At 38.2% G+C, this 21,371-nt stretch carries 24 protein-coding genes; 12 read left to right on the forward strand and 12 right to left on the reverse strand.

The genetic code is table 11. From position 1 onward, the window contains the following. Positions 1–31 precede the first annotated feature (31 nt). From qoxA to ACFX4N_RS10250, 3 genes are all read right to left on the reverse strand, one after another. Positions 32–985 carry a cytochrome aa3 quinol oxidase subunit II gene (gene qoxA / locus ACFX4N_RS10240; RefSeq protein ID WP_013057827.1) on the reverse strand — a complete coding sequence of 318 codons (954 nt, stop codon included), beginning with the start codon at positions 983–985 and terminating at the stop codon, positions 32–34. 566 nt (positions 986–1,551) lie between these two features. Continuing rightward, positions 1,552–2,130, reverse strand: coding sequence for a hypothetical protein (locus ACFX4N_RS10245; RefSeq protein WP_013057828.1), 579 nt, complete (start codon positions 2,128–2,130; stop codon positions 1,552–1,554). A gap of 307 nt (positions 2,131–2,437) precedes the next feature. Then, positions 2,438–2,785 carry a rhodanese-like domain-containing protein gene (locus ACFX4N_RS10250; RefSeq protein WP_013057829.1) on the reverse strand — a complete coding sequence of 116 codons (348 nt, stop codon included), beginning with the start codon at positions 2,783–2,785 and terminating at the stop codon, positions 2,438–2,440. Between the two features lie 386 nt (positions 2,786–3,171). Here ACFX4N_RS10250 and ACFX4N_RS10255 point away from each other — a divergent pair, with 386 nt between their 5' ends. After that, positions 3,172–3,633, forward strand: coding sequence for a hypothetical protein (locus tag ACFX4N_RS10255; RefSeq protein WP_377261334.1), 462 nt, complete (start codon positions 3,172–3,174; stop codon positions 3,631–3,633). Between the two features lie 57 nt (positions 3,634–3,690). Here ACFX4N_RS10255 and ACFX4N_RS10260 read toward each other — a convergent pair whose 3' ends face one another. Beyond that, a complete protein-coding gene (locus ACFX4N_RS10260; RefSeq protein WP_170960212.1) occupies positions 3,691–3,843 on the reverse strand; it encodes a hypothetical protein in 153 nt (50 codons plus the stop codon). 507 nt (positions 3,844–4,350) lie between these two features. Between ACFX4N_RS10260 and ACFX4N_RS10265 the strand changes: the two genes are divergently transcribed. The 6 genes from ACFX4N_RS10265 (at position 4,351) to ACFX4N_RS10290 (ending at position 9,827) form a co-directional block, all read left to right on the forward strand. Beyond that, positions 4,351–4,779 carry a PAS domain-containing protein gene (locus ACFX4N_RS10265; RefSeq protein ID WP_301264464.1) on the forward strand — a complete coding sequence of 143 codons (429 nt, stop codon included), beginning with the start codon at positions 4,351–4,353 and terminating at the stop codon, positions 4,777–4,779. 284 nt (positions 4,780–5,063) lie between these two features. Next, complete coding sequence (locus ACFX4N_RS10270) at positions 5,064–5,423, forward strand: ArsR/SmtB family transcription factor (RefSeq protein WP_013057833.1); 360 nt, start codon at positions 5,064–5,066, stop codon at positions 5,421–5,423. Positions 5,424–5,454: 31 nt separating this feature from the next. After that, positions 5,455–8,016: a heavy metal translocating P-type ATPase gene (locus ACFX4N_RS10275; protein ID WP_055992109.1), complete on the forward strand. Its 2,562-nt coding sequence runs from the start codon at positions 5,455–5,457 to the stop codon at positions 8,014–8,016. Positions 8,017–8,074: 58 nt separating this feature from the next. Beyond that, positions 8,075–8,695 (forward strand): class I SAM-dependent methyltransferase, encoded by a 621-nt coding sequence (locus ACFX4N_RS10280; protein ID WP_192100291.1) that lies wholly within the window; start codon positions 8,075–8,077, stop codon positions 8,693–8,695. 84 nt (positions 8,696–8,779) lie between these two features. Next, positions 8,780–9,286 (forward strand): PCYCGC motif-containing (lipo)protein, encoded by a 507-nt coding sequence (locus ACFX4N_RS10285; RefSeq protein ID WP_377261338.1) that lies wholly within the window; start codon positions 8,780–8,782, stop codon positions 9,284–9,286. A 223-nt stretch (positions 9,287–9,509) separates the two neighbouring features. Beyond that, positions 9,510–9,827, forward strand: a complete 318-nt coding sequence (locus tag ACFX4N_RS10290; protein ID WP_013057837.1) for a DUF3243 domain-containing protein — start codon at positions 9,510–9,512, stop codon at positions 9,825–9,827. Positions 9,828–9,874: 47 nt separating this feature from the next. Here the strand turns inward: ACFX4N_RS10290 and ACFX4N_RS10295 are convergent, their stop codons facing one another. From ACFX4N_RS10295 to ACFX4N_RS10320, 6 genes are all read right to left on the reverse strand, one after another. Beyond that, positions 9,875–10,720 carry an N-acetylmuramoyl-L-alanine amidase family protein gene (locus ACFX4N_RS10295; RefSeq protein WP_063672043.1) on the reverse strand — a complete coding sequence of 282 codons (846 nt, stop codon included), beginning with the start codon at positions 10,718–10,720 and terminating at the stop codon, positions 9,875–9,877. A gap of 237 nt (positions 10,721–10,957) precedes the next feature. Further along, complete coding sequence (locus ACFX4N_RS10300) at positions 10,958–11,080, reverse strand: hypothetical protein (protein ID WP_013057839.1); 123 nt, start codon at positions 11,078–11,080, stop codon at positions 10,958–10,960. 152 nt (positions 11,081–11,232) lie between these two features. Further along, positions 11,233–11,856: a LysE family translocator gene (locus tag ACFX4N_RS10305; protein WP_013057840.1), complete on the reverse strand. Its 624-nt coding sequence runs from the start codon at positions 11,854–11,856 to the stop codon at positions 11,233–11,235. A gap of 115 nt (positions 11,857–11,971) precedes the next feature. Continuing rightward, positions 11,972–12,151, reverse strand: coding sequence for a hypothetical protein (locus ACFX4N_RS10310; RefSeq protein ID WP_013057841.1), 180 nt, complete (start codon positions 12,149–12,151; stop codon positions 11,972–11,974). 137 nt (positions 12,152–12,288) lie between these two features. Then, positions 12,289–13,932 (reverse strand): glutamate/serine transporter AimA, encoded by a 1,644-nt coding sequence (locus ACFX4N_RS10315; RefSeq protein WP_013057842.1) that lies wholly within the window; start codon positions 13,930–13,932, stop codon positions 12,289–12,291. A 382-nt stretch (positions 13,933–14,314) separates the two neighbouring features. Then, on the reverse strand, positions 14,315–14,872 hold the full coding sequence (locus tag ACFX4N_RS10320) for a thioredoxin family protein (RefSeq protein WP_013057844.1): 558 nt from the start codon (positions 14,870–14,872) through the stop codon (positions 14,315–14,317). A gap of 348 nt (positions 14,873–15,220) precedes the next feature. Between ACFX4N_RS10320 and ACFX4N_RS10325 the strand changes: the two genes are divergently transcribed. The 3 genes from ACFX4N_RS10325 (at position 15,221) to ACFX4N_RS10335 (ending at position 17,556) form a co-directional block, all read left to right on the forward strand. After that, a complete protein-coding gene (locus tag ACFX4N_RS10325; protein WP_013057845.1) occupies positions 15,221–15,352 on the forward strand; it encodes a hypothetical protein in 132 nt (43 codons plus the stop codon). Positions 15,353–15,695: 343 nt separating this feature from the next. After that, positions 15,696–16,829 carry a processed acidic surface protein gene (locus ACFX4N_RS10330; RefSeq protein ID WP_013057846.1) on the forward strand — a complete coding sequence of 378 codons (1,134 nt, stop codon included), beginning with the start codon at positions 15,696–15,698 and terminating at the stop codon, positions 16,827–16,829. 1 nt (position 16,830) lies between these two features. Continuing rightward, positions 16,831–17,556 (forward strand): class D sortase, encoded by a 726-nt coding sequence (locus ACFX4N_RS10335; RefSeq protein WP_013057847.1) that lies wholly within the window; start codon positions 16,831–16,833, stop codon positions 17,554–17,556. Positions 17,557–17,585: 29 nt separating this feature from the next. Here ACFX4N_RS10335 and ACFX4N_RS10340 read toward each other — a convergent pair whose 3' ends face one another. After that, on the reverse strand, positions 17,586–18,377 hold the full coding sequence (locus ACFX4N_RS10340; protein WP_013057848.1) for a sulfite exporter TauE/SafE family protein: 792 nt from the start codon (positions 18,375–18,377) through the stop codon (positions 17,586–17,588). Between the two features lie 312 nt (positions 18,378–18,689). Here ACFX4N_RS10340 and ACFX4N_RS10345 point away from each other — a divergent pair, with 312 nt between their 5' ends. Beyond that, positions 18,690–19,259, forward strand: coding sequence for a GNAT family N-acetyltransferase (locus ACFX4N_RS10345; protein ID WP_013057849.1), 570 nt, complete (start codon positions 18,690–18,692; stop codon positions 19,257–19,259). A 208-nt stretch (positions 19,260–19,467) separates the two neighbouring features. On the opposite strand, the gene ACFX4N_RS10350 is transcribed toward ACFX4N_RS10345, so the two are convergent. Next, a complete protein-coding gene (locus ACFX4N_RS10350) occupies positions 19,468–20,292 on the reverse strand; it encodes a 5'-nucleotidase, lipoprotein e(P4) family (protein ID WP_192100290.1) in 825 nt (274 codons plus the stop codon). 416 nt (positions 20,293–20,708) lie between these two features. On the opposite strand from ACFX4N_RS10350, the gene ACFX4N_RS10355 reads away from it, so the two are divergent. Continuing rightward, positions 20,709–21,341 carry a YitT family protein gene (locus tag ACFX4N_RS10355; protein ID WP_192100289.1) on the forward strand — a complete coding sequence of 211 codons (633 nt, stop codon included), beginning with the start codon at positions 20,709–20,711 and terminating at the stop codon, positions 21,339–21,341. Positions 21,342–21,371: the final 30 nt, after the last annotated feature.

The following is a 21,371-nucleotide window of genomic DNA, read 5'->3' on the forward strand; positions in this document are numbered from 1 at the left end:
TCATTACGTTATTTAGTGTAATAAATGAATGTTATTCATGATTTGAGTGATCCATGTTTTCCATTTCTTCATTACTCGTTTTTTCGTCTTCTTTCATCTTGCTGTGATCATGTCCTGTACCACGTTCTAGCTCTTTGCCAGGAATGTATACATCTTTTGCATGGTCAATCCATTTTAAATGTGTACCGTTGTAAGTTTGACGACCAACAACGCCTGGGCTTAGGATTTGATCATATTTCTTTTCAGTCAGTTTACCAGCTGTGCCTTTTACGTCACTAACCCACTCTTTGAAGTCTTTGTCCGTTTGAGCTTGAACTTCGAACTGCATTTGAGTGAAATGTTCACCAGAGAAGTTAGCACTACGTCCCATATAAGAACCAGGCTTATCAGCTTCTAAGTATAATGGCATTGACATGTTGTTCATCGAATATTTTTGTCCGCCAAGTTCTGGTACCCAGAATGAGTTCATAGGCCCTTGAGCTGTTAACTCAAATTTCACTGGCGTATCCGCTGGAATGTTTACGTAGTTAACCGTCTCGATATTTTGTTCCGGATAACTGAAAATCCATTTCCAGTTTGCAGATGTAACGTGAATCACGATTGGATCTTTATCCTTTGATTCTGCCGGTACTTCTTCTGCAGAATAGATCGCTTTAACAGTTGGCACTGCTAATAGAATTAAGATGATGATTGGGAATGCTGTCCAAATAACCTCCATCTTTAAGTTACCTTCTTGCTCAGGTGGCTCATAGTCCATGTTTTCAGGTTTTTCACGATATTTGACAAGAACAAATATAAAAATAGCAAATACGACAACAACCACGATCAACATCATCCACATAGACCAAATGATTAAATCAGATTGCGTTTTTGCAACAGGACCTTGCGGGTTCAATACAGCAAGCTTTGAACAACCGCTCAAAAATACTAGTGAAAGCGCAGATAGTAAACCTACTAGCTTCCAAAATCCTTTTTTTGGTTTCACTTAAAACTCTCCTTTCTAACAACACATGATGCGAAGCCTATATTGATGAACATTCAAAATGCGCTATCTTTCGCTAGATAACGACATTTTTATACAGACTCTCTTCCCCCTTATTTGTAGGCCACTACTATTGTAATACAAAATGACATTTTTTTCGTCCCTTTTGCTTTATTTTTTTATATTAAAAATATTCTAATATAGTGACTGTACCAATGGGGTTAGAGTGCTTCAACCTTGCGATATTCTATCACATAATTTGGTATGAATAAATGTAAATAAAAGGATCTAGCTCCCATTTCTTAACTATTTCTTTAGGAATAACTGCAAAATTAGCTTTGTATGTTTGCTTCAACATTGATATATCAATACACATCGACATAATTGAATATTTTGTGACAAATTTTCAAAGAAAATGTGACGCCTTGTATGAAACTTATTTTGCCCGTTAATTCCCCTTTACTTTGTAGCAAATATTTGATTTTTTTGCTTAAAATTCTTTCTTTCGAAAATATGAACAAAACGTGAATTTTTTTAAAAAGCTTTTTATTATAGAAAAAAGCTGCGTGTTATTCACGCAGCTCTTGATCCATAAATTCTTTAACCGTGATATCATCCCCTGCTTTATCTAGCAGCGTTGTCGTTGCTGGAAACGGATGTTTAATATGACTCGGTATTTTTTCATACAGCACAAAATAATCACTTTTTGGAACCGCGGCATCAATTGTATATGTATCGTGCACCAAAGCCGCCTTTACTCGCTCAATTTGTTTACTTCTATTTGTTCCTGTAAACAGCGCATATGTCCCTTTATTTGTATGGATATCATCATAATCCACTAAATTGCTCATTTTGGTACTGACTTCAATACGCAGGCGTTTGTTCCATCCTTGCTTCAATACGGCCATTCCTTCTTTATCACCAGGTATGGAGAATAAGGCTATGTATGTATTAGAGTGATCAACCCGTTTAAAATCTTGCAGCGTAATCCTTGCAGAACCATCAATACTTTCTTTATGCTCCCAATTTCGCAAATGCTGCTGCACACTTGCAGCATTGTTTTCAATCGGATATCGAATCATCTCATACGCAACAATTACAACCGCTATACAAATGAACAGAAATAGCAACCGCTTTATCTTTCGCACATCTATTCACCTTCCTTAGCTTACTCCCCTTTTATGTAATTGCCTAAATTATAACTTCCTATTAAACCTCTGTCTATGCACTAGGAGAACTACGTTTTTTTTTACCACAAAAGGGATTTTTCAAACCTTTTGTCATAAAAATACGCTAAAAGACTCAGTAGCTGTTGAACCAAAAGAAACCGATCCCTGCCCCCTTCTCATCTTCATAACAAAAAAAGATACCCGTTTTGACACAGGTATCTTTCAGCTTATATATCACAGCTTTCCAAAAGGAAACCCTATAAAGGGTCATTTGCTGTTCTTTTTATTACACACATCTTTCCGCACACATGTATCCCTTGACCTGATACCCATGCTTTTTGAGCTGCCGAATGCTTAAATTTCGGGAAATGCTGTCAGGAACAATTACGACCACTTCTTTATATGGAATTTCTGCATGCTGTCTCTCTAAATAAGGAAGCGGAATATGGATTGCTTTTTGACAGGGGTTTTGTTTCATTTCATGAAAATGACGAACATCTACATACGAAATTGTTGTAGAAGCACAGTCGACGGTCGTCACTTTCTTTATTCCCTGCACCGGCACATAGCGTTTATAAAAACTGTAACAAATTAATAAAAGTAAAATACCTATGCTCATATATAGTATCGCCATGTTTTCCTCCCAATTAATTTCTATACCCCTGTATGTATACTATATTCAAAAGAAAGAATCAACACAGAAGCACTCTATCTCATTTCTCTCTGAAAGAAAAATGGTCTTTTTACACTTTATTATGAAACCACAATAAAGTGACGAAATCAATCATTATTTATTTTGATTTTTCAAAAGATTTAAATACTAGTAAACAGATCGTTTTTTCTTATTATAATGAAGAAACGCAGAATTTTTATTTTCATTTCCCCTTTTCTTTCCCGTTAAAACTGAGGTTCGCTTATGAGTAATACATTAGAACCAATGTTGCACAAACGTCAGAAAAATGATTCTAAAAGTAAAGGATGCGAGATAGGATAGTATGAACACGTGAAGGGAGAGATATGATGTTTGATTTGTACTATGTTGTATTATTTACAGATCAAGGTGAGGTAGCAGGCACCTGCCCCATCTATATAAGTCCCGAAGAAGACGTTGAAAAAGAACTGTTAAAAAATATCACTTTGCATAAACAAAGGCTGCAGTCAAAAAAAGAAAAAGTGTTTTATTTTGACCAGGATAAAGAGGATATGACGGATTTATCAGGTCACTATGCACACATCCTTACATTTGCTAACAACGACAGTCAAATTGCAAAATGGCTGGAAGAAGCACATGAGAAGCTGTGCAAAGCCGGGGAACTTTTTATGGAGAACGGTTATTTTCAAAGCGTTTTTATGCAATATATTAATCAAAAAAACAATGTTTTAGAAAATTATTCGTACGAAGTTTGTGAGAAATCCGTAAAATTCATCTATCAAGCGAGAGACTATATTGTAATTGGCTCAGAAAAATACGAGTTAACTTAAAAATGCGATATACACAAAAAAGGAAAGCTTCGGAAACGAAAGCTTTCCTTTTTTAGATTAATCTCCATCAAGGTTTGCCCGACAATTATTATGAGACAAAGAGGTACTTTGTGCTTCATGCTGTTTTTTCTCACCCTGCATTGTCATATCATCTTTTTCCGTTCTTCCTTTAGCGATGTGTTTAGTTTTATTTCCTTGGTTTAATGTCATGTTCATTCCCCTTTCTGGTGGATATAGTGTATGAAAATAACTCACACGCCATAAGAGGAAATGATATGAAAAAGCCCCTCTTAAATTGAGTGAGCTTTCTGCCTAAAACTGCTTTTCCTTTTATTGCTGAATCCGCATGAAAGGATATTCTCTATTTTAAACGTTCGTTTCTCGTTCCTTAGTAAGCACCAAGCTTTTACGCTCTGAGGATAAATTTTATACACAATAATAAATCGCTGTGTCAAACATCCTTTATCGTCCATATAAATAATTTCAACAGGTCGTTTTGAAGAGTAGCTTTCTTGAAGTAGCTGTCGCATAGAATTCGCTCCTTTAATTTTCAGTTTATCGAACGCATGTTCTTTTTTCAAGTGTTTTAAACTGAATAATTCTTTAGCTTTTACAGCTTAAAACGGGGAAAAGCATGGGGAAAATAATAAAAATCATACAAATATTAGGTAATTGTGATATGGTAAAAGGGATTACTTAAGTTGGGAGAGGTGCATGATGGAAAGTAACATACTTAAATGGATCCCCGTTCCTTACTTTCAATTAAATCAAGAAGGTGAAATCCTTCATTTTTCTAGTCAAGCACATTCTTATTTTTCTTCAGTCTCCAGTCTGTGGAGCATTATTCATAAAGACGACCGGAAACAAGCAATGTGGATGCTGTCACAGCACTCCTCATCTAACCCCATCATCAGGCATTTGCGTTTGAGAACGACCAATGATACATTTGTGAATTTTAAATGCACGATTCATTGGAAAAATGGTGTAGGGCATTTAGTATGTACCGAAAAGAAGAATGTCAAGGATCCGTTAGATGTTGTATTATCTGCTCAATCCTATTTAGAAAACTCGGACAAACGATTAAAAGAGTCGGACAAGGTGTTAAATAATTCAGCAGATTTATTATTTAACCGATTAAAACGCTAATTAAGTAAACAAAGTCTAAGCTATATTCCATTATTTCTATCATTTTTAAAATCATTAAAAGGCTACCTACAGGGGTGGCTTTTTGTTTTGGCCTGCATGTAAAGTCATTCTCTTTTCGCCCGCACCATTTAGTACAGAGTACATACACTAATAGGCATACTTTCTATATTTATGTTTTGCTCAGAAAAAAATTCCGAATAATCAATAAATGTTTGAACATTTTTTAAAATTGACATATATTATAAACAAACAATCATTTGAATGTTTGAATGAAGGAGGAAATCATGCCAAAAGACCGCTGTGATATTTATTGTTTTAATGAAGAAAAAGTAAATCGTATTAAGCCTGCTATCGATGCCGAAGCTGTTCAAGGTGTTTCTGCCCTGTTCAAAGCGTTAGGAGATGAAACGAGGCTTAAAATCGTCTTGGCTCTGTATAAAGGCGAGGAATTATGTGTATGTGACGTAGCCAATATTGTAGGCTCTACAGTTGCGACTGCTTCTCATCACTTAAGACTGCTGCGTAATATAGGAATTGCCAATTATCGCAAAGAAGGAAAGTTAGCTTTTTATTCTTTAAGGGATGCACATATTAAACAAGTAATTGATATCATGTTTGCTAAAAAAGAAGACGTAACCATTTAAGTTTTTCTTACCGTATAGGGAGTGGGACACAATGAAACACGAAGATAAAAAAAATCATCAGCATACCGGAAGCTGCTGCAGCGGATCTTCTTCACCAGAAATTGAAAGCAAGACCTGCTGCTCCTCTTCTTCAGAAGCCGCATCTACTGAAGAGCCTTCTTCCTGCGGCACAAAGAGTCATGAACACAGTCACAGCTGCTGTTCAGATACCATTGCGTTAACGACCGACAAAGGCCAGCATTCTTGCTGCAGTGATCACGATATAGTATCAGGCGACAGTGACATAGAAGAAACGGCTGAATACCGCGTATATGGAATGGATTGTCCTTCCTGCGCCGCGACGATTGAAAAAAGTTTAAAAACATTAAACGATATTCAACACGTAACCCTCAACTATAATACAGGGAAGCTCCAGGTAGCGGCGGCAAGTGAGTCAGCTCTGTTACTCATTCCAAGCTCAGTAGAAAAACTAGGGTTTAACATTGAGACTATCCAATCAAATAAAAAAATGAAAACGTATTTGATTGAAGGAATGGACTGCGCGGCTTGTGCGAACACAATTGTGAATCATTTAAAAACAGTTCCTGCTGTCAAAGATGTACGCGTTAACTTTTCAACGGGAAAAGCACAAATTGAGCACGATAACGAAGCGGATGACATTATTAAAGAAGTATCTAAAGCTGGGTATACCGCTACTTTAGTAACCAGCAGCAGGCAGTCTGCTGAGTCGCGGCACCATAAAGGCCAAAATGGACCGATTGTTTTTTCGGGTATTCTCATCGCATTAGGTTTTATCGGTTCTCATACAGGAATTGCTTCTTATATGACAACTGTACTCTACGCTATTGCCATGATTGTTAGCGGATATAAACCGGCTAAAAGTGCTTATTACGGAATTAAAAGCCGTTCTTTAGACATGAATGTTTTAATGACCGTTGCAGCACTTGGAGCAGCTGTTATTGGTGAGTGGCTTGAAGGTGCTACGGTCGTTTGGCTATTTGCTTTAGGTGTTGCTCTACAAACAAGGTCGATTGAACAAACAAGAAACTCCATACGAGGTTTGATGGATTTAGCTCCTTCTGAAGCATGGGTGAAAGAAAACGGCCAGCTGATTAAAAAAGCAGCGGAAGATATTTCAATCGGCACTACGATTGTCGTAAAGCCAGGAGACCGAATTCCGCTAGATGGTGAAATTATAAACGGCGAATCCAGTATCAACCAAGCTCCTATTACAGGTGAATCTATTCCAGTTGATAAAATAATCGGTGATGCTGTTTATGCAGGCACCATTAACGAAAGCGGATCGTTAGAAGTTAAGGTAACAAAGCTAGTCGAAGATACGACTATTTCTAAAATTATTCATTTAGTGGAAGAAGCACAGGAGAAAAAAGCGCCTACTCAAGCATTTGTTGATAAATTTGCAACCATTTACACGCCTATCGTCTTTATTTTAGCTTTATTCATTATGGTCATCCCTCCCCTGTTTGATGGTGCATGGAGTGAGTGGTTTTACAAGGGGCTTGAATTATTAGTTGTGGCTTGCCCATGCGCGCTAGTCATTTCTACTCCTGTCGCCATTGTATCTGCGATTGGAAACGCGGCGAAAAATGGTGTGCTCATTAAAGGCGGGACGTTTTTAGAAAAAGCTGGTGCAATCAATGCGATTGCTTTTGATAAAACAGGAACGCTAACAGAAGGTAAACCAGCCGTTTCAGAGGTTGTTTCCCTTGCTGCTGAAGAAAATCAGCTTTTAGCGATAACAAAAACGCTTGAAGACTATTCGAATCATCCCATTGCCCGTGCTATCGTGGATTATGCAGCGGAGAAAAAAGTCGATTCTTTACAAGGATCAAATTTTAAAATCCTTACAGGAAAAGGCGTTCAGGCAACAATTCAAGAAACGGTTTATTACGCAGGTAATGCAAAATTATTCTCAGATTTAGGAACACCTCTATCCCACTGCTGGTCTCATATTGAAAAGCTTCAAAACGAAGGTAAAACGATTATTATTGTCGGAACAGCTAAAAGTGTTCTAGGTATTATTAGCGTAGCTGATACCATCAGACATACAACCGTATCTGCTTTAGAAAGCCTCAAACAAAACGGAATGCAGCAAATTGTGATGTTAACCGGTGATAACGAAGGAACAGCTAAAATGATTGCCTCTGAGTCGCGGGTAGACCGCTATTTCGCCGATTTGCTGCCTGAAGACAAAGTAAAAGCCATACAGCAGCTTCAACATGAAGGGTATCAAACGGCTATGGTTGGAGATGGAATTAATGACGCCCCTGCCCTCGCAACTGCTGATCTTGGCATTGCAATGGGCGGTGCTGGTACTGATACGGCCATGGAAACAGCTGATATTGTTCTCATGGCAGACAATTTAGAAAAGCTTCCTCATACGATGAAGCTAAGCCGCAAAGCGTTAGCTGTCATCAAACAAAACATTTGGTTTTCTATTATTGTTAAAGTCATTGCCTTAGCCTTTATCTTCCCAGGGTGGCTTACTCTGTGGATTGCCGTTTTAAGCGATACAGGAGCAGCGCTACTTGTTATTTTAAACAGTCTTCGCTTACTCAAAATGAGAAAATAAATATAATCCATAAGCTTTCCAGCAGGCGTTGGAAAGCTTATTTTCTAGGAGGGTTTACGTGAATAACCGCTGGAATCAATTTATTTATAAGTGTTGGGCCCCTTTTTATGATGCGTTTTTTAATAATGGGATGTTTTATCAAGCCAGAAAAAAAGTCTTTCAAGACGTCCACTTTTCATCTGAACAGCGCATTTTATTTGTAGGTGTTGGAACGGGTGCAGATTTAGCTTTTATTCCTCATGAAGTAAATGTAACAGCCATCGACTATTCCAGTGAAATGCTTCAAAAAGCAAAAGATAAATACAAAAATCCATCTATAACCTTCCACCAAATGGACGCTCAGCAGCTAACATTCGACTCTTTTTCGTTTGATGTAGTTGTAGCAAGCTTAATTCTTAGCGTAGTACCTGATGCGGAGCAAGCTTTAAAAGAAATGACAAGAGTAGTAAAGCCTAAGGGAACTATCCTGATTTTTGATAAATTTGAAACTAAAAAGAAATCAGCGGCTTTTACTAAAAAAATATTCCGCCCTTTCGTAAAATTACTAGGAACGGATATTGGACTCTCTTTTGAACATGTGTTTGAAGCAAGCCGGGATCAGCTTATCTTAAAGGAAAATTCAAGCGTCATGTTGAAAGGTATGTATCGGAAAATTATTTTGCAGAAAGTTGATGAATGACTTCAAAGACGAATAATGTCTTTTTCACATGATGGATGTACATATCATTTTCTATCTTTAATTGAAGAAAGGATGAACATTTTGATGATGAAATCAAAGGTCATAACAGTTGTCCTTGCAGCAAGCATGGTCTCCGGCTGCGGAAACGAAAGTAAAGAAAGTTCAGGCAGCAAACGTACAGAAGCAACACAACATGAAGAACATCAGCAGCACACATTAGGTGATAAACGAGAAGAAACAAAAAATAGTGAAACTCTTCCCTCTTTTCTGAATGACAAGCCCGAAGACATGCAGCTTATTTATGCAGCCGCTGCTAAGCATCAAACCTTACTAGAAAACATTCCTTGCTACTGCGGATGTGGAGAAGAAGCTAATCATCAAAACAACTACGACTGTTTTATCTTTGAAAACAAAGGAAACGGCGCAGTGACGTGGGATGATCACGGAACAAAATGCGGCGTCTGTTTAGAAATAACGGCTCAAGCTGTAGTAGACTACAGCAAAGGCAAAAGCATCGAAGACATTCGCCAAGAAATCGATGATAAATATAAGGAAGGCTATGCTACGCCTACTCCTACGCCCGAGGTATGATGCTTCAGTATAAAATAAAAATTAGTAAAAGACTTTGATTTCTTTATTCAAAGTCTTTTACTAATTTTATTATTGGTTGATAAACTCTCGGTTGACCTCACCTTTTTAAGTCCTTGTAAAATGTCATAATGTAAAAATAACACATTTGGACGTTTATTTACTGAATCCTCAGGGAATATGCTTTCTAACACCCAAATATAACCATGAGAGGAGAAAAAAAACTATGAGTAATTCTGTAGAAGCAAATCATTCAGCAAAAGTTGAAGGAGCAATTAATTCTATGAGCGAGGAGAAAAAAGAGGATATTCTCTCTAGCTTCGAAGGATTTAAAAGTTATCTAGGGGACAAGGTCTCAAAAGGCGAAAAGTTAGGGATGAATGAGGAACAGCTGGCTAAAACAGCTCAGAAAGTAGCTGATTACCTTGCTAAGCATGAAGAGCCGCGCAATCGAGAGGAAAACCTGCTTCACGAACTGTGGAAGGTTGGAGACAAAGAACAGCAGCATCACCTTGCCCATATGCTTGTAAGATTAGTTCAATAAATAAAAAAGATGACACACTGCCGTGTCATCTTTTTTATTTACAGATATTAAACAGCGGGAATGATAATTTGCTGACCAATTTGTAAGTTTGTAGGATCTACGCCGGGGTTTGCATCCTGCAGCTGCTGAACGGTCATGCTGTATTTTTTCGCGATGCTATAAAACGTATCTCCTGCTTGTACGGTATACGTAGTGACAGGAAGAACAATTTGCTGACCAATTTGCAGTTTTGTAGGATCTACGCCAGGATTTGCATCCTGCAGCTGCTGAACGGTGATATTATACTTCTTTGCAGTGCTATAAAATGTATCTCCAGATTGAATGGTATAGAATGTAACTTGATTAGAAGGTAAGTTTAAATACTTAGCAATTCCACGCGCGTGCGCTTCTCCCACTTCCCGAAGAAACGTAGCGTTTTTTAATTTTTCAGCGTCGGCTGTCGTATCGATAAACAAGTTTTCTGTTAAAACAGCTGGCATATTTGTTTCACGCAGTACAGCGTAATTAGCTGTTTTTAAACCGCGATCTGCAATCGTCCCAAATTTCCGCATGATTGTTAAAATCTCTGTGTGCAGCTCTTTTTGTAAAAGAGAAGATTGACTTCCCTCTTGTGATGGATACCGATACGTTTCAAATCCAGTACCGCTGCCAGCATTGATGTGCATAGAAACAAAAATATCCGCTCCCCATGCATTAGCCCGGTTCGCTCGATCTGATAATGAAACAAACACATCGGTTGAACGGGTTACTTGAACATCTACGGAATAGTTATGTTCTAAATACGCCCGCGCGTGTAGTACAAGCTGCAGCGTAATATCTTTTTCACGCAAATTATTTCCTAAAGCGCCTGAATCTGTACCGCCGTGTCCTGCATCTAGCCATACTTTTTTCATGTGAACCTTTCCTTTCAATCATAATATGAAAGAATTTGTGATTAACACCGGCTTTGCCTGATGTTTTATCTCTCATTCTATATATATATGTGATTGGACAAGAAGGGTTCGTCCCCTTAAAACATTCGAGAATATTCACTCAAAAAAGCAGGATTTTGCTAGGTATTCTCTGCTGTTTTAAAGCACAAAATAAAGATGAACAAATGGGATACATGAGCTGGACTGCTTGTTACACCGCTATTGATTTCCGTGCAAGACTTCGCTTTCCGCGGGCGGTGAGCCTCCTCGTCGCTTGCACTTCTGCGGGGTCTCACCTATTCCGCTTTTCCCGCAGAAGTCTTCGCCTTGCCCTCCAATCACCAGCTAGAAGCAACTACATACATGAAACCTACTTTTACTATAGACATAAAAAATCCGAACGAATTGGATTTATCGTTCGGATCTCCCTTTAACTAACCTATGTCCACGCCTTTTAATAGAGATAAAAAGCAGGTTTACCGTCTTATCTTTTGCTATTTCTCACTGAAAGCAATTTTTAAGCCAATAAGCGTAAAGATAGAGCCTTGCACAAGATTAAGCCGCTTAGACAGCGCCGGAGATTTTCGCAAAAACTCTCCTACTTTCCCTGCAAATAGACTAATTAACGTAAAAATAATCAGCGCTTGAACTAAAAACACAGCGCCGTAAACAAGCATTTGCTGTGTGGCGTGTCCGGTTGAATGATTAACAAACTGAGGTAAAAGAGCAAGAAAAAAAAGCGAAACTTTTGGATTTAGCAGATTCATAATCACTCCTTTTTTATATAGCACCTTGTACTCAACGGCTTCTTTGTTTTCAACAGCGAGAGCGGAATCTTTTGCTGTAAACGTCTTATAAGCCAGATATAATAAATAAGCTGCTCCAGCGTATTTTACAATAGCAAACGCTAAAGCCGATTGATAGATAACGGCCGATAGACCCAATGTTGCTGCAGCTATATGACCAAGCAAGCCCGTACAAAGCCCTAATGAAGTCGAGATTCCTGCATATCTACCGTTTGATATGCTTTGTGCTAAAACAAATAAGTTATCAGGTCCAGGCATAACCGTAAGCAAAGCGGCTACGCCTAAAAAAGAAGTGATTGATACGATATCCATAAGTCGTTCTCCCCCTGCATGATTTTGCCCACCATTATAGCATTTTTTACTATCTAGTATTCAAAAAAATAAAATTTATCCACAAAAGAAGAGGCTGGAACATAACTAAATCAATCTAATCTAAAGACAAACAAATTGGATACATGAGCTGGACTGCTTGTGACACCGCTATTGATTTCCGTGCAAGACTTCGCTTTCCGCGGGCGGCCGATGAGCCTCCTCGTCTCTTGCGCTCCTGCGGGGTCTCATCCCTTCCGCTTTTCCCGCAGGAGTCTTCGCCTTGTCCTCCAATCAACTGCTAGAACCAACTATACACATAAAATCTATATTCAACATAACAACAAAAAAACACGAACTACCAATCAAAAAATAATTAATAGTTCGCATTTGACTTCAACTGAAATACTTTTGTCCCAGCCTCATTTTTCCTACTTATTTAATCTGTTTTTCTATGATCTGTTCTTTAGCTGAGGCAGTCTGTGCTTCAGCTGCTTTCATTTCATTATTAACATCGATTGCTTCTTTTAAATACTCGGTTTTGTATCCGCTTTTAAGTGCCCAAGCATAAAAGAAAAGTGCAACAATTGCAATCAGACCCATATCCCAGCCGTATTTAATAATATTGAGTCCCCCGAACTTTTCACTTCCTATCCAAGAGATTGTCATCATACATAATAAGTAGACAATCATCCAAACGCCAGCTCGGAAGTTTTGACCAAAGCCTTTCCATTTGGATTTTGCTTGGTAATAAAAATAAATTGGCAAACCAATTAAAATAATAAATAATACCTGTCCAGTTAACGGCCATCTTGCCCAGTAAAGAGTAAGTGAAGCAAAAATAAATCCAAGAGGCGCTATTACGTTTAACCCTTTTATACGTAAAGGTCTATAAAGATCGGTCCCCGTTTTTCTTAACGTCATAGCGGTAATAGGACCGGTAAGATATGAAATTAATGTAGCTACAGAAATAATTTCGGCTAATATTCCCCAGCCTCTAAATAAAAATAAAAAGATGAATGAGACAAATAAATTAAAGAACATGGCTTGACGCGGAACTCCGTAAAGCGGATGAACTCGTCCCAGTATATTCGGCAAATATTTATTTTTTTCCATACCATAAATCATGCGTGACGTGGTAGCTGTATACGTAATACCTGTTCCTGATGGCGATACAAAAGCATCGGCATATAAAACAATAACAAGCCAGTTAATATTCAAGGCAATCGCTAGATCGGCAAACGGCGAATTAAAGTTAAGATGACTCCATCCTTTTACGATTTCTGAAGGATTTACCGCTCCAATAAACGCAATTTGAAGCAATACATAGATCACGGTCGCAATTAAAATGGATCCTACTACCGCAATAGGAATAGAGCGTCCCGGGTTTTTCGCTTCTCCCGCCATATTAATGGGGCTTTGAAAACCGTTAAAAGCAAACACAATCCCAGACGTAGCAACAGCTGTCAAAACGCTTGCCCATCCATTTGGAGCAACGCCTCCTGCAGAGGAGAAGTTTCCTCCGTGAAACCCTGCAAATAAAAGAGCACCAATTGTAAGCCCTGGAATTACAATCTTAAAAACGGTAATAAGCGAATTAGCTTTCGAAAATAAGCCTACGGTCCAATAATTTAAAAGAAAATAAATGATTAATAGTCCTGTAGCAATAGCCAAGCCTTTTCCAGTAAGAATCCCATTTTCTACTAAACTGCCTGTCCATTTCGCCCACTCCCATGGCCATGAACTCATATACTGAACAGAAGCAACCGCTTCAACAGGAATAACCGATACGATTGCAATCCAGTTTGCCCAAGCCGCAATAAAGCCAAGAAATGAGCCGTGCGAGTATTGCGTATACTTAACCATACCTCCTGCTTCTGGAAACATAGACCCTAGTTCACTGTAAGAAAGAGCTATAAATAAAATAACAACCATTCCAATAATCCAAGAAGCAATTGCTGCCGGGCCTGCAATTTGAGCAGCTCTCCATGCCCCAAACAGCCATCCTGATCCAATAATAGATCCAAGACCGACCATCATGAGAGAAAACGTTCCCATTTTTCTATGTAAGTTATTCATGTATCTAACACCTTTCTTCTATATTTTCTGAGAAGTTAGTTATTAAGCGCTTTCATTAAATTTTAAAAATAAAATTCATTTTGAACTCTAAAAATGCTGCTTAAAAATACTGACCAAAAGCTTTTCCATTCATTCACGCGTCCCCTTTCTTCATTTATTATTTGTTATTATATCATCATCAAGTTGAAAAGTACGCGTTTTGAATAAAAAATATTTTTATTTTTAGAATTTTGTACGTTTTCTCAATTAAAAGTGCGCGATTTGAACACTAACATTCATAAGAGCTGCCTTTCCATTAAAGTGATATACAAACGATCTTGTTGCAATAACCAGAAAAAAAGCAAGATAAAATGAGCGCTTCATTTTATCTTGCTTTTTTAAGTTATTTCACAACAGCTAATACCGTTTCTTTAAAGCTGTTATAAACATACGACCAAAGAGCCGGTTCTTCTTTATATCTTCTTCGTAACGAAGAAAAGACTTCTTTTTGTTTTTCTTCAAACGAAGGATCTTCTTTTGAAGGAAGCGTGGCACGAAGCTCATCGACGATTTGCTGAACTTCAGGAGCGCGAGGACCCCATTTTCCTAGTAAATTCCCCTCATTATTAAAAATTAAAATAATCGGAATGGCACGTCCTCCGTTTGTTAAGTGGCGGTCAATTAATTCGGTGTCCGCATCTCGCAGTGCAACGCGCACATCGATACCGGCAGCTTCAGCTACTTTACGAATGATTGGGTTAATCATCATCGCATCTCCGCACCAATCTTCAGTAATTGCTAAGAAGTGAAGCTTGTGAGCCTTTAATTTGTCAGCGAGTCCATCTTTAGGAAGCTGAAATTGTTCATAAACAGCTAAACTTTCCTCTTTTAATGTACTCATGTCGTTCATATATGTTTGAATTGATTTTCCTTCTTCAAAATACTGCTGTTCTGTTTTCATCAAAATCCCTCTTTCTTTTTTGTATACGAATAGATGAGATGTAAAAATTCGGTTTACTCTTTTCTATACGCACTACTAGTATAGCTTTTAAGCACAGCGAATCAAAATATAAAAGTCAGCGCGTTTTTTAATCCCGTTTTTTAGCCTGCGACAGGATTTACAACACTTCAATTTAAAAACAGCACATTGAGATGTTATAAAAAAAGAGAATGGGGTACATGTACACTATCAATGTAACAAATTTTAAATCTTTGTGAATATTTGAGAATGTTTATTGTGTAACCGTCATCTTTTGATTATGATAATGATATGTTAGCTACTTGACTAAATATGGAGGATGAGGCAAATATGAATCAATCCCCGCATGAAAAGCGAAAAAAACGCAAACAGTTTGTAGAACGTTTAAGGCTAAAAGGAATCAAAATAGAGCTGACAAAACCGCGCTCTCACTTTTCTTCACTATCCTTACTAAAATCATAACTCGTAACCACCTTTTTCTAAAGCGGAACGGTATCGAATTTCAACTATCTATGCTAAGGCTTACATATCATTTCAAAAAGAACAGCTTCTAAGTGCTGTTCTTTTTTGGTACTTTTTTATATTTCTGCCTCTGTCAAAAAAATTATAAACCTTTTTCTTTATTTCCTCCTTTTTCTATCTGGGGCTTTCCTCTCCCTTTCATACGGGATTCTCAAAATCTATAGTTCTATAAATCCCTTAAATTACCACTATATTCAAGCTATATATAATATAAGTATATATTGTAAATTTATAACTCTTCCTATATAATCTTGTAGAAAACGTAAAAAAAAGGAGAAAATTGATGAAAAAACTGGGGGCAATACTATTATCATTTCTGCTGTTTGTAGGCGTATTTCCAACGTCTTCATTCGCAGCAGCGTCAACATTTGACGCAGATTTCAACAAGTATTTAAAATCGGTAAGCCAAACGCGAGGCTTTGAAGTAACCAAAGACGACGTTGAATATTCGCTTTCACTGTACGATGAAAGTCTTGAAAACTTCGATACAATCGCAGATTTAGAAGACTTTTTAGGTGAACCAATTGCAGCTGACTTACATAACGTGCAAGATGTGTATGCAGATTTTGACTTAGACAAAACAAGCTTAAATGCGTTATTAAAAGAGAATGGCCAAAGCTTAGACGATTATGTGTACCTAGATGATTTATATGAGGATGTTGGCTTCTATCTAGAGGGCGACGACTGGTATGAAGATGATGAGTCATATGACGAAGAAGACGCTTCTTACGATGATGAATTAAGCGAAGAAGATTTAAGCGGCTTACTATCGTTTATGCAGTCTGAATTAGGCTTAACTTCAGAAGAGTTAAATCGAATTGAAGCACATTTTACATCGTTAGAAGATGAGCTTTCAAATGAAGCAACGCTTAACCGCTTAGATCAATTAGGCGAGCGCTTAGCGGCATTCGAAGATTTTGATACAGCAACAGAATTATCTGCTGATCAAATCGCTGAATTAATGTCTATTTATAAAGAAATGCTATCAATCTTCCATTTAGACGCTAAGTTTGCACTTGTACAAGGCGGAAATGAAAGACCGCTTTCTCTTACTGATTTAATCAATTTAGAAGAATTAAAAAATGCAAGTCTAAAAATTTCTCTTTATACAACAGACGGTAAATTTTTAGCAGACATGGTGATTACAGGCGATATGTTTAATTCTGATATCATCACAGACACAGGAAAAGAAGTAGAAAAATCTGCTGAAGCTGTAGCAAAACCAGCTCAAGCGCAAAAACCAGCAGTAGAAAAGAAACAAGAACCGGTGAAGAAACAAACGAATGGCGCTGTACAAAAAACCGTTAAAGGTGGAAAACTTCCCGAAACGGCTTCTAATTATGTAACAAATACATTAATTGGATTAGTGCTTGTAGCAGCTGGCTTTGTTCTTTTCCGCAAAGTGAGACGCGCATAAAATGGAACCAAGAAAAACAAGAAGAACAATCAATCGCAAAAAGCGGTTGATTGTTCTTTCCCTTTTAGCCGCCGTCATTTGCTTTGGTCTTTGGTTTACAACAACAAACGCCTATAAATTTGCAAGAGGCTATTTGGCATTTAAAACAATGGATACAGAAGAACCAGCCGCAGCTTCAGTTTCTAAAAGCAAGGACTCTTCAACAGCAGACTCTTCTGCTGAAGCTTCTTCTGTTGAAGCTAAAAAAGCGGTACACTCTCGTACTGCTAGCTCGGAAAAAAAGCCGAAAGTGTCAAATGTGTCTTACCCGAAACAGCCAAAAATCGGTGATTTAATGGGAGAATTATATATTCCTAAATTAAACGCTAAGCTGCCGATTTATCACGGTACGAACGAAGATGAATTAGAAAAAGGCGTGGGTCATTTTGCAGGAAGCGTGTTGCCTGGTCAAAACGACAATTCTGTTCTATCAGGACATCGCGATACGGTTTTTCGTAAGCTTGGCGACGTGGGTGAAGGCGATTCGCTCGTGGTGAACACGGCAGCAGGCACCTTCACATACAAAGTGAACAAAGTACGAATCGTTGATGCGGATGACCGGACTGTTATTGTGCCAAAGCCTAGAGCCACTTTAACCGTCAGCACCTGTTATCCATTTAACTACGTTGGTTCAGCACCTGAACGCTATATTTTAGTCGCTCACCTTGTGTCATCAACAACAAAATAAAAAAGCTGTCCTTAAAAAGGCAGCTTTTTTTAATGAATAGATTTCATTAGTAAATCAAACCATATTTTCAGCGAAGTCGCCGTAATAACGATCGCTAAGATAACTTGCAGCGACGCTACCTTCGTCTTTTGCCCGACAAAAGCGCCGATTGGAGCTGCTAGTAAGCTTGCTCCAATAATCATAAGCGCCGGAAGCAAAAGGACTTGATGCGTCATTACTTTACCGAATGTTGTTCCCATAGACGAAATAAACGTCACGGCTAATGAGCTTGCAATCGTTACGCGCACAGGAATTTTCAACACGGTAATCATAATAGGAACAAGTAAAAATGCGCCCCCTGCTCCGACAATCCCCCCGCAAATTCCAACTAAAAACGCCAGAGCTGCTGCCAAAGGTTTTGAAAACGTCACTTCGAATGAATCGGCCGCTGGATTATTTTTTTTGGGCATAAACATTAATCCTGCAGCAATTGTTGCCATCACGCCGTAAATGAAATTGATCATTCCTTCTGAAAACGAGTTTGATAGCGTTGAACCAATGAGACTGCCAACTAAGACGCTGATACCCATATATAAAATTAACGGTTTATTCAAATAGCCGCCCTTTTTGTAAGCAAGAGCTCCTGAAACAGACGCAAACAGCGACTGTACGGCTCCTATACCAGCTACTTCGTGCGCGCTGAACATTCCCACTCCTACAAGAGGCGGAACAAATAGCAACAGCGGGTACAAAACAACTGATCCTCCAATTCCAAGCATACCTGCTAAAAATGACCCGAAAAACCCGAGTGCAAATACCGTTATTAATAGTTGTACATCCATGTTTTTACCACCTGCTTTTATCAATCCAATATCATGTTTGTTATAAAGTATGTATACATAAAACGCCTTATCTCTTCTTCCATTGTATCACTGTATATGCTTCTTTTCTGTAAAAATATTGATAAAAGTGCTTTCAATTATTAATTTTTTTAATCATTAAAATCCTATCGACTTTATGCGTTATTTGCTTTTAGCCTAAACTTCCTCGTTCTCCTCTCTGTTACTTGTGGTAGAATAAAGAAAAACTAGATGTTAGAACTGCCTACACGCTACGCTTATCTCAGCAGGCCCATCATCACAGGAGGCTTTCGTATGTTTGAATACAAAATTGATGACGAAGTTAGTTTGCATTTGATTGAATCAACTGACGCTTTCCCCTTGCTTTCTCTTATTAACGAGTCAAGACCTTACCTAAAAGAATGGCTCCCATGGGTAGATAGCATGCAAAGTATTGCTGACTATGATGAACTTATCCCTGAATGGAGAGCTCAATACTATAATAACCAAGGGTTCCAGGCCATCATTCGGTACTACGGAGAAATCGCCGGGATGATTGGTTTTCACGGAATTAATTGGGGAAACAAAAGTACAAGCCTCGGCTATTGGATTGGACATGATTTTCAAGGAAAAGGTATTATGACAAGAGCCGTACACGGATGCCTGAACTATGCATTTAATACGTTAAACCTTCATCGAGTCGAAATACGCTGCGGCGTTAATAACGAAAAAAGTAAAGCCATCCCTACGCGTCTAGGTTTTACAGAAGAAGGCCTTTGCAGAGAAGGTGAATACCTATATGATCACTACCACGACCTTGTGATTTATGGCATGTTAAAACACGAGTGGAAGCAAGCTCCTTATGCTCCTTGGCTTCTTTCTTAAAAGGCAGGATCAGTTGGACAAGCTATAGTAAAAAGATTAAAAGAAGCTGGGACAACAATATGTGAGTTGAAGAGAAATCCGAACGAGGTTGATTCTTAATGGAGAATCAACCTCGTTCGGATTTTTTATTGTGATGGTGAACAAAGGTTTCAATGCAGGTGCTTCTAGCTGTTGATTGGAGCGATTTCGTTATGTCTCCATCTCTTTTTTAGTTGAAATACTGAAGCTGTTCGCGGCGAAGCTTATCTTTTTGTTTGTCCGAAATTGAGTAGTCGTAGTTATAAATAGCTCCTTCCCAATCTCCATACATTGGATTTGGAAATACGATTAGCTTTTGGCCAAACGCTTCTTTTTGCTCTTCTACAAGCTTATTTCGATCAGTAATGGACTTTTTATCAAAGCCGCTAAAATCAGATAAATTATCCCCAAACAGCAGGACTGCATTATGATTCGTCGCTACTTTTTGACGGCGCGTTTCTTTTCCTTCATCTTTTGGACCCGTTAATAGCACATGGTCTTTGGTTGCTTGAGGAATATGTAAATTCTTTAGGTTTTTAATTGTTGCCTCAAGCTGAGAAGTTGTACGGCCTGAAATATAGTAAATATCTACGCCTTTTTGATCCGCATACGTCAAGAAATCAACAGCACCTGGTACTGCTTTCGCTTTTGCTGCTTGCACCCACTCATCCCACTTATAAGGAAATCCTTTGCCGGTTTTGATTGCTGATGCTTGAAATGGACTATTATCAAGCACGGTCTCATCTAAATCCAAAATAATGGCAGGCTTTTTATCGGTACTTTTTGCAAGCGCCTCATCTAAACGAAGCTTTCCTGTATTATAGCCTTGGTAATACAAAGCTTTCATTTCGCCGGATGTTTGGTACCAAGCGTCGGCCATGATTTGCTGATCAGCGAGGTGTTGAGCGGGTTCTTTTTTCTCAGCAGACACTTCTTTTTCCTGCTGAGGGGCACATGCTGTCATTGAAAAAGCAAGTACAGCCACCCCTGTCAACGCTGATAATTTCTTATTCATTTCGCATCCACTTCCATCTCTACATATTTTCATACTAATAATGTTATATATTACCTAAATTAAACAAAAAATCAACGAAAATACGAATTATATTTTAATTTTAGTTAAAATTGTTCGTTTAAACTAATGTTTCCTCCCTTTTTTTAACCATTATCCAAATATTTGTTTATACATTTTCCAAAATCCGTTTTTCTCATTCTTTCTTTGTAATCTTTTTTTAGAAACATATTGGTTTATCGCTCATTCGCTTCAAAAAAACTTAATAAATCTGAATTATCTAACTTTTAATCTTGTGTTAGATTCTCTCACAAAAGTGCTTTTTTTTGAAAAGATATATAGTAAAATAGATTTTGTGAATTAAAAGACGGTGTTTTCTATCGAAAGTATTGTATAAATATACAAAAGGGGATGGAGATATGAATCACGTAAAACAATGGGGATGGATTACCTTTGGCTGTTTGTGCGTTGCCATCGGAATTCAATTTTTAACCGCTTCTAACCTCGTTATTGGCGGAACAGCAGGACTTGGAATCGTCCTGCAGCATTTAACCGGTATTTCATTTGGGGTATTGTTCTTTATCATCAATTTACCATTTTATTTTATGGCTCTTACGCAAATCGGGCTGCAATTTACGATAAAAAGCTTCATCAGCGTTAGCCTGATGTCAGTGATGTCCGATTTATTAGCTACCAACTTTTCGTTTGAGCTTCCGCATCCGCTTGTAGCTGCGATTGTGGGCGGCATTATTGTCGGCATTGGACTGATCTTTTTGTTTCGCCACGGCTCTTCTCTTGGCGGAATCAACATGCTATGCGTGTTTCTTGATAAACGCTTTGGCATTAATCCAGGTAAAACAATGCTTTTGACAGATGTGTTGATTGTAGGCTCTGCAACAGTGGTATTCGGTGTAGTTCAAGTTCTTTATTCGTTAATTGGTATCTTCATCATGACAGGACTGCTTGGACGCTATCACAAACGCTCGCCAATCGAACGAACTGGTGAACATATGGAAGAAGAAGCGAAACAACAAACGGCTTCAACGATGTAAAAAAAACCGTGCGGGATTATCCCCGCACGG

Origin of the sequence: Priestia sp. YIM B13551 (assembly GCF_042787905.1) — a bacterium.
GTDB lineage: Bacteria > Bacillota > Bacilli > Bacillales > Bacillaceae_H > Priestia.

Excerpts from the sequence above, each read along its gene's own strand:
- ACFX4N_RS10250 (WP_013057829.1), bottom strand. The coding sequence starts at position 2,785 with ATGGCGATACTATATATGAGCATAGGTATTTTACTTTTATTAATTTGT.
- ACFX4N_RS10255 (WP_377261334.1), top strand. The coding sequence starts at position 3,172 with ATGTTTGATTTGTACTATGTTGTATTATTTACAGATCAAGGTGAGGTA.
- ACFX4N_RS10260 (WP_170960212.1), bottom strand. The coding sequence starts at position 3,843 with ATGACATTAAACCAAGGAAATAAAACTAAACACATCGCTAAAGGAAGA.
- ACFX4N_RS10265 (WP_301264464.1), top strand. The coding sequence starts at position 4,351 with ATGGAAAGTAACATACTTAAATGGATCCCCGTTCCTTACTTTCAATTA.
- ACFX4N_RS10270 (WP_013057833.1), top strand. The coding sequence starts at position 5,064 with ATGCCAAAAGACCGCTGTGATATTTATTGTTTTAATGAAGAAAAAGTA.
- ACFX4N_RS10275 (WP_055992109.1), top strand. The coding sequence starts at position 5,455 with ATGAAACACGAAGATAAAAAAAATCATCAGCATACCGGAAGCTGCTGC.
- ACFX4N_RS10285 (WP_377261338.1), top strand. The coding sequence starts at position 8,780 with ATGATGAAATCAAAGGTCATAACAGTTGTCCTTGCAGCAAGCATGGTC.
- ACFX4N_RS10290 (WP_013057837.1), top strand. The coding sequence starts at position 9,510 with ATGAGTAATTCTGTAGAAGCAAATCATTCAGCAAAAGTTGAAGGAGCA.
- ACFX4N_RS10295 (WP_063672043.1), bottom strand. The coding sequence starts at position 10,720 with ATGAAAAAAGTATGGCTAGATGCAGGACACGGCGGTACAGATTCAGGC.
- ACFX4N_RS10305 (WP_013057840.1), bottom strand. The coding sequence starts at position 11,856 with ATGGATATCGTATCAATCACTTCTTTTTTAGGCGTAGCCGCTTTGCTT.
- ACFX4N_RS10315 (WP_013057842.1), bottom strand. The coding sequence starts at position 13,932 with ATGAATAACTTACATAGAAAAATGGGAACGTTTTCTCTCATGATGGTC.
- ACFX4N_RS10320 (WP_013057844.1), bottom strand. The coding sequence starts at position 14,872 with ATGAAAACAGAACAGCAGTATTTTGAAGAAGGAAAATCAATTCAAACA.
- ACFX4N_RS10325 (WP_013057845.1), top strand. The coding sequence starts at position 15,221 with ATGAATCAATCCCCGCATGAAAAGCGAAAAAAACGCAAACAGTTTGTA.
- ACFX4N_RS10330 (WP_013057846.1), top strand. The coding sequence starts at position 15,696 with ATGAAAAAACTGGGGGCAATACTATTATCATTTCTGCTGTTTGTAGGC.
- ACFX4N_RS10335 (WP_013057847.1), top strand. The coding sequence starts at position 16,831 with ATGGAACCAAGAAAAACAAGAAGAACAATCAATCGCAAAAAGCGGTTG.
- ACFX4N_RS10340 (WP_013057848.1), bottom strand. The coding sequence starts at position 18,377 with ATGGATGTACAACTATTAATAACGGTATTTGCACTCGGGTTTTTCGGG.
- ACFX4N_RS10345 (WP_013057849.1), top strand. The coding sequence starts at position 18,690 with ATGTTTGAATACAAAATTGATGACGAAGTTAGTTTGCATTTGATTGAA.
- ACFX4N_RS10350 (WP_192100290.1), bottom strand. The coding sequence starts at position 20,292 with ATGAATAAGAAATTATCAGCGTTGACAGGGGTGGCTGTACTTGCTTTT.
- ACFX4N_RS10355 (WP_192100289.1), top strand. The coding sequence starts at position 20,709 with ATGAATCACGTAAAACAATGGGGATGGATTACCTTTGGCTGTTTGTGC.